General features: G+C 60.9%; 10 protein-coding genes and 1 riboswitch. Of the genes, 6 read left to right on the top strand and 4 right to left on the bottom strand.

All coding sequences use genetic code 11. The features are described from left to right. The first annotated feature begins 98 nt into the window (after positions 1–98). Positions 99–983, top strand: a complete 885-nt coding sequence (locus G9X68_RS15115; protein WP_171603038.1) for a LysR family transcriptional regulator — start codon at positions 99–101, stop codon at positions 981–983. Positions 984–1,026: 43 nt separating this feature from the next. On the opposite strand, the gene G9X68_RS15110 is transcribed toward G9X68_RS15115, so the two are convergent. Further along, complete coding sequence (locus tag G9X68_RS15110) at positions 1,027–1,395, bottom strand: antibiotic biosynthesis monooxygenase family protein (protein ID WP_171603037.1); 369 nt, start codon at positions 1,393–1,395, stop codon at positions 1,027–1,029. A 96-nt stretch (positions 1,396–1,491) separates the two neighbouring features. Here G9X68_RS15110 and G9X68_RS15105 point away from each other — a divergent pair, with 96 nt between their 5' ends. The 3 genes from G9X68_RS15105 to G9X68_RS15095 are packed head-to-tail and all read left to right on the top strand — an operon-like array spanning position 1,492 to position 2,730. Beyond that, complete coding sequence (locus G9X68_RS15105; protein WP_171603036.1) at positions 1,492–1,968, top strand: MarR family winged helix-turn-helix transcriptional regulator; 477 nt, start codon at positions 1,492–1,494, stop codon at positions 1,966–1,968. Beyond that, positions 1,949–2,482: a cytochrome b gene (locus G9X68_RS15100; protein ID WP_171603035.1), complete on the top strand. Its 534-nt coding sequence runs from the start codon at positions 1,949–1,951 to the stop codon at positions 2,480–2,482. The genes G9X68_RS15105 and G9X68_RS15100 overlap by 20 nt, the downstream gene beginning before the upstream one ends. Positions 2,483–2,520: 38 nt before the next feature. Next, positions 2,521–2,730 carry a hypothetical protein gene (locus tag G9X68_RS15095; protein WP_171603034.1) on the top strand — a complete coding sequence of 70 codons (210 nt, stop codon included), beginning with the start codon at positions 2,521–2,523 and terminating at the stop codon, positions 2,728–2,730. Positions 2,731–2,762: 32 nt separating this feature from the next. On the opposite strand, the gene G9X68_RS15090 is transcribed toward G9X68_RS15095, so the two are convergent. Both G9X68_RS15090 and G9X68_RS15085 read right to left on the bottom strand, forming a co-directional pair. Next, on the bottom strand, positions 2,763–3,452 hold the full coding sequence (locus tag G9X68_RS15090) for a VOC family protein (RefSeq protein ID WP_171603033.1): 690 nt from the start codon (positions 3,450–3,452) through the stop codon (positions 2,763–2,765). Between the two features lie 172 nt (positions 3,453–3,624). Beyond that, complete coding sequence (locus G9X68_RS15085; protein ID WP_077978672.1) at positions 3,625–4,059, bottom strand: 6,7-dimethyl-8-ribityllumazine synthase; 435 nt, start codon at positions 4,057–4,059, stop codon at positions 3,625–3,627. A gap of 78 nt (positions 4,060–4,137) precedes the next feature. Next, positions 4,138–4,279, bottom strand: a riboswitch (FMN riboswitch). 242 nt (positions 4,280–4,521) lie between these two features. Here G9X68_RS15085 and G9X68_RS15080 point away from each other — a divergent pair. Both G9X68_RS15080 and G9X68_RS15075 read left to right on the top strand, forming a co-directional pair. Then, positions 4,522–4,968, top strand: coding sequence for an SRPBCC family protein (locus G9X68_RS15080; protein ID WP_171603032.1), 447 nt, complete (start codon positions 4,522–4,524; stop codon positions 4,966–4,968). 185 nt (positions 4,969–5,153) lie between these two features. Then, on the top strand, positions 5,154–5,462 hold the full coding sequence (locus G9X68_RS15075) for a GCG_CRPN prefix-to-repeats domain-containing protein (RefSeq protein ID WP_171603031.1): 309 nt from the start codon (positions 5,154–5,156) through the stop codon (positions 5,460–5,462). 216 nt (positions 5,463–5,678) lie between these two features. Here G9X68_RS15075 and G9X68_RS15070 read toward each other — a convergent pair whose 3' ends face one another. After that, on the bottom strand, positions 5,679–5,903 hold the full coding sequence (locus tag G9X68_RS15070) for a hypothetical protein (RefSeq protein ID WP_171603030.1): 225 nt from the start codon (positions 5,901–5,903) through the stop codon (positions 5,679–5,681). Positions 5,904–6,037 lie beyond the last annotated feature (134 nt).

Below are 6,037 nucleotides of genomic sequence, written 5' to 3'. Positions count from 1 at the left end.
TCGGACGTACCTTGTGGTATGCCCTTCGCCAATCGCCTTTGCCCTGACGAAAACCTGCTCCGGCAGAATGCTGCAATCTAACCCGGAAAGGCTCTAAGATGGTTCGGCAATTCCTCCCTTTAAATGGCTTGAGGGCCTTCGAAGCATCGGCAAGGCACCTCAGCTTCACCCGGGCCGCGATCGAGCTTTGCGTTACCCAGGCCGCTGTAAGCCAACAGGTCAAAAGCCTGGAGAAACGATTGGGGGCTGCCCTTTTTCAGCGTCTCCCAAGAGGCTTGAAAATTACTGCAGAAGGCGAGGCTCTTTTGCCGACCCTGACCAATTCCTTCGATCAGATGGCGATCACGCTGGACCGGATTGAAGCCGGGCAGGTTCGGGAATTGCTGTTCCTGGGTGTGGTCGGGACGTTTGCCGTCGGCTGGTTGTTGCCAAGGCTTTCGGATTTTCAACAGCAGCACCCGTTTATCGATGTGCGCGTTTCGACAAACAATAATCGCGTCGATATGGCGGCCGAGGGACTGGACTTTGCCATTCGCTTCGGCAGCGGTTCCTGGCACGGCACAGAGGCGCTGCGTCTGTTCGACGCTCCGCTCTCTCCTTTGTGCACGCCCAAATTGGCCGAGCGTTTGAGGTCGCCTGCAGACCTGGTCGAGGCGACGCTTTTGCGGAGCTACAGGGCGGACGAATGGAGCACCTGGTTTGCGGCAGCGAACGTTCCTCCGGCGGCGCAGATAAACGCAGGTATCGTCTTCGACTCTTCCCTCGCCATGATGGAGGCGGCCCTGCAAGGACTGGGGATCGCTCTGGCGCCGCCGTCGATGTTTTTCAGACATCTATCCTCGGGAGCAATAAGACAACCTTTTCCTACGACCATATCGTTGGGGAGCTATTGGCTAACCCGACTGCAATCGAGGCCGCCAACAGCGGCCATGCTCGCATTTTCCGATTGGATAACGTCGCAGATGTCTTCCGCATCGCAATGACGGCTTCCGGCGAGCCTGGGAACTCCTCCGTCATGCTCCACCGCTACGCCACACAGATGCCCGGCACGGCGACCTTCTGGAAGAGATGCGGGGAGGCGACCGCCGAGGACGGATAGGCCGAGAGCTTCGCCCGAAACTCCGGATGCGAGAATGCCGCCCGGAAGTCGGCGGTCGATTCCCAGACGGCATAATTGAGATAAGCAGGGCTTTCACCGATGGCGCGGTGCATCTGGGTCGAGATAAAGCCCGGCTGCCGTTTCATGAAGGCCGCATCGGCCTGCCAGGCATCAAGGAAGGCCTGCTCGTCGGCCTTGTCGAGCGTGAAGAGGTTGATGAGGACGATCGCGGAGGCATCGATCGCGATTTGGCGATCGATTGGGAAGGCAGGGTCCATCGGGCGCATGAGCGACATGGTCGACTCCATCTGGTTTGGTTACATGATGTCAATCTGGTGATACGGATATATTCACTTTGACACTATGATGTCAATATAGCTATATGGTGACAAATGGATGAACTTAAACGGACCCCGGCCGGAACAGCCTTGACCGACCTTATTCTGGATCTCTTCCGGCTCAACAACCGGATGATCAACGCGGGCGACAAGCTCGTCGACGGGCTCGGCCTGACCAGCGCCCGCTGGCATGTCCTCGGCACAGTCGCCACGGCAGGCCGGCCGCAGCCGGTCGCGTGGCTGGCGCGCGACATGGGCGCCAACCGCCAGAACGTTCAGCGTATCGTCAACGATCTGGAGAAGGAGGGGCTTCTGGCGTTCCAACCCAACCCGCACCACCGACGGGCACAACTCGTCGTGCTGACGGACAAGGGAAACCAGGCATATGAAATCGCCATGCGCCTGCAAGCCCCGTGGGTCGACATGCTCTCGGAAGGGCTTCAGGTCGAGGATCTCAAAACCACGCATGCCGTCATGAAGGCGCTGCGCAACAAACTGGAAGGACATGGAGATGTTGAAGAGCAGGCCTGATCGCTATGGCGCAATAGCGGTCTCGATCCACTGGCTGAGTGCGGTTCTGATCCTGGCACTGCTCGGCTCCGGCTTCCGGGCCGCCAACGCCATGGACGCCGCGACCAAGGCCGGGCTGTTGCGTTTCCACATTCCGATGGCCGTCGTCGTCCTGCTTCTCACGGCTCTTCGCATTGTCTGGTGGTGGCGTTTCGATCGCAAGCCTGCGCCGGCGCAGGCATTGCCTCGCTGGCAGGAGCGCCTGGCAGGCTTTGTCCACGTCGCCTTCTGCATTTTCATTCTCGGCATGGTCGCCAGCGGCATCGGGATGATGATCCTCAGTGGCGCTGCTCCCGCCATCTTCGGGGCCGCCGGCGCCACGCTGCCTGATTTCACCGCCTATCCGCCGCGTGGCCCGCATGGGTTCGGCGCCTTCCTGCTTGTCGGCCTGCTGGTCTTCCATGCCGGTGCCGCGCTCTATCACCAGTTTGTCCGCGGCGATCACCTGCTGCGGCGGATGTGGTATGGCGGCTGAGATCCCGCCGCGGTCGATCTCTAATGGCTCGATGTCTGATGTCTGCATTCTTGAAGATCTATCGGGCGACTGCGTTCGGGTCTGACGCAGGAGACGCAGATCGCCAAACCGGCAAGGAGCTGACCAGTGCCACGCCCAATTCGACGATCGACGATCAGCGGGACCGGCTCGACGGTATAGTGACCGCTGTGCACCAAGAAGGCGCGATGAAGCGCCGCGCCGTTGCCGCCGAGACGCCTCTCAAATGATGTCACCGTTTGCGTGATGCCGCCGCCCTTGCCTACAAGGGCAGCTGCTTGCCGGCCTGTTCGCTGACCATGTATTCGGCGTACCAGTCCGGCCAGTTCTCGTCGTGTTTGCCGCCGTTTCGCTTCTCGTGTTCACCGTGCGCGGTCGCCGCACGGCGCATAGCTGACGCGAGATCGGTCGAGGTCGTGAATGTCGTCCCGTCGGCGTCGATGCGTCCTGGCAGGCGCGTGGTGACTTCCTGGAACAGCCAGCCGTTGCCATCGGGATCCTTGAAGGAGGCAAAGGAGCGATAGCTGCGGTGATCGGGATCGCGGCCGGCAATGCGGAGCCGCCCGAACAGGTATGGTTCGTCCTTGCCGGCATAGACGCCGGCCGCGTCATGGAACACTTCGCTGACCTCGACGCCGCGGGCGATGAGATCGCGGCAGGCGGCCTCGATGTCGGAGACGATAAGATAGAGCCCCTGGGCGGAACCCGGGGCGGCGGCCGTGACGTTCTTGCCGAAGATGATCGCGCAGCCGGAGCCCGGCGGCGTAAACTGGATCACCCGAAAATCGGCATCATTGGCGAAGTCGGCGTCGAGCCGCCAACCCAGGCCGTCGTAAAAACGTTTGGCGCGGTCGACGTCGGAAACGGGGATGACGACCACCTCGAGCTTGGTGTCGACGGGCTGTGTTCTCGGGGTTTCAATGGGGGTTTCGCTGCGCATTGCATTGCTCATCTTCAGCTCCTTGGGGTTTTGGATGCGTTAAGAATGGCGATACATGTCACCGCCAGTGGACCACAGCGCGGTGAGGGCGTCGAATCAATTATTCTATCGGTATTGAGTGGTCGACGGCGGGTTGACCCCGCCGTCTTCATCGGCTGTTGTTCTTCTGCTCGTCGAGCCGCTTTCACGCAGCGAGAGCGGCGCGGGTTTTGCCGATCGTCAGAGCCGCCTTTGCTGCTTCACGCCCTTTCTCGACGAAATGTGCGCGGTAGATCTGTTTGTGGTGCTCGGTTTCCTGATACTGATGCGGCGTCAGCGAAACCGACAGCACCGGCACACCGGTATCCATGCCGGCGCGCATCAGCCCATCGACGACGGCCTGGGCGACGAATTCGTGACGGTAGATTCCGCCGTCGACGACGAAGGCGGCGGCAACGACAGCGGCATAGCGTCCGGTTGCCGCAAGATCGCGCGACAGCAGCGGCATCTCGAATGCGCCGGGAACATCGAACACATCGATCTGCTCGGGCGGAATAAGCTGATGGAAGCCATCAAGGGCGCGGTCGACGATGTCGGCGTGCCAGCTGGCTTTGACGAAGGCATAGCGGGTGGGTGTCACGGTAATCTCCTTTGGCGAACAGACACATCACCCAAGGCGATCACGAACGTCCCCGACAGCCGCAAGGGCGGCAGGAACGCACGTTCTCTTTCATCCGGACTATGACCGTCGGCTCAGGCATCTCACCTGATCTGCTGACCCTTCCTGAGAAGGCGCTCGCGGGCTCGCAATCTAATTGCATACCGCCGGTAGGGACTTGCACCCCGCCCTGAGAACGGCGCGAACAATAGGGGGAAGGTGACGGGCTGGCAATAGGTCGAAATGCTTCGCGACCAATGCAGGATCGGGGTCCCGCGGCGATTTCGTGTGTTGGTCGATCGCGACGGGCAAGCCCTCTTGCGGAGGATGGGCTTGCGCCTACATGCTGTGCGTGAGGACAGTCACGTCAGAATAGCACGGCAGGACAGGCTGCGCCGTCTCCACCGGCGACGGGCAGGGCCGTGGAAACCATGGGAGAGAGAGATGCAAGACCCATTCGTCGTCCACCGTGAGGCGCATATCGCGGCGCCGCCGGCCGCGGTGTTCGCGTTGATGACCGACCCGGAAAAGATCCTGCGCTGGATGGGAACGGAGGCGCAGGTCGAGCCGCAGCCAGGCGGGCTCTATCTCGTCAACGTTACCGGCGCCCGCTTTGCGCGCGGCTCGTTTCGAGAGGTGGTGCCGGTTCATCGCCTTGCCTACAGCTTCGGCTGGGACGGCAGCGAGGTGGTGCCGCCGGGGTCGAGCCTGGTCGAGATCGATCTGATCGAACAGGGAGGCGGAACGCTGCTGCAGCTCACCCATAGCGGCCTGCCGAGCGCCGAGCAATGCGCCGGCCATGCGGAGGGCTGGGCACATTATCTCGGACGGCTGACCGAGGTCGCCGCGGGTCGCGATCCGGGTCCCGATCCTTTTTACGGCAGGACATGAACAATTTTTGCGGGCGGCGGGGCGGCTCTGAAGCGCTTGCCGTTGCGACAACAGCGGTCGGCGAGCGTTCGGACCGGCCGTGCGGAAGCGCTTCTTTTTCTCCCGCAAACGTGAACGCGCAGTTCATCTCCAGTTCAATTTGGCGGTCATAAGGTATGGACGGCTGGATTGAAATGGAGTTCTCGATGAAGGCACTTTCTATCGCGGCTGCCTTGCTCGCTGGCAGCCTCTCGTTCGGCACAGCGCAGGCGATGCCGATTGGGACAATCAATGTCCAGAGCAATATCACAAAGGTCGACTACGCCTGCGGTCGCGGCTGGCATCTGACGCGCTGGGGCGAATGCCGGCGAAACTGGCGCCGCCCACCGCCGGTAGCTTTCTACGGTGGTCCGCCTCGCTGGGGCTGGGAGCGGCGTCACCGGGATTGGGATGGCCCGCGCTGGCGCCATGAGAGGCGCTGGGATCGCGACCGCCGTTGGCGGGATGATTACTAACGTCTCGCTTAAAGCGCGTCGCGTCAAACCGGCGTCATGCGACGCGCTTTAAGTCTTTGATTTATGCATGTCGTTGTCCCAAAACCGCTGCACACTTTTGGGCGACATGCATTAGATGGAGATGGACGAAGGCCGGAGCGATTTTCGCCCGGCCTTTTCTGATGAAACGCTTCGCCGACGCTGCCTGGCAGCGTTCTCCGGATTGGTCCGATATGCTCAAATCCTGCTGACGAGCCAGTACTTGTCGTCGATCAGTTCTTCGAGCTCTATGGGATCCTTGACGCCGAATTCGAACCATTCGACGAGTTCCTTCGCCTTACGGCTGCTCTCGTCCGCGGTCAGCTCGACCTGATATCTTTCGCACCATCGCCGAAGGATCGACGTCAGCAGCGTCATGTCATTCCCATCCAGCGGATCTTTCGGCCAGAATATCGTACCCATCGCACCCCTCAATCACACGATGACGAACGACCTTATAATGGAATCAAAGCGGCGCAAGTTTAAAGTGTCTATTTTTCGTTTTCCACCGCGGTGAATGGTTTTCGACAGGGGCGTGCTGTCAATGTCGGGCGTCT

Origin of the sequence: Rhizobium changzhiense (assembly GCF_013087625.1) — a bacterium.
GTDB classification, from domain to species: Bacteria; Pseudomonadota; Alphaproteobacteria; order Rhizobiales; family Rhizobiaceae; genus Rhizobium; species Rhizobium sophorae.
Note: the sequence above shows the minus strand (reverse complement) of the source record. Positions and strands in the feature narration are given on the sequence as shown.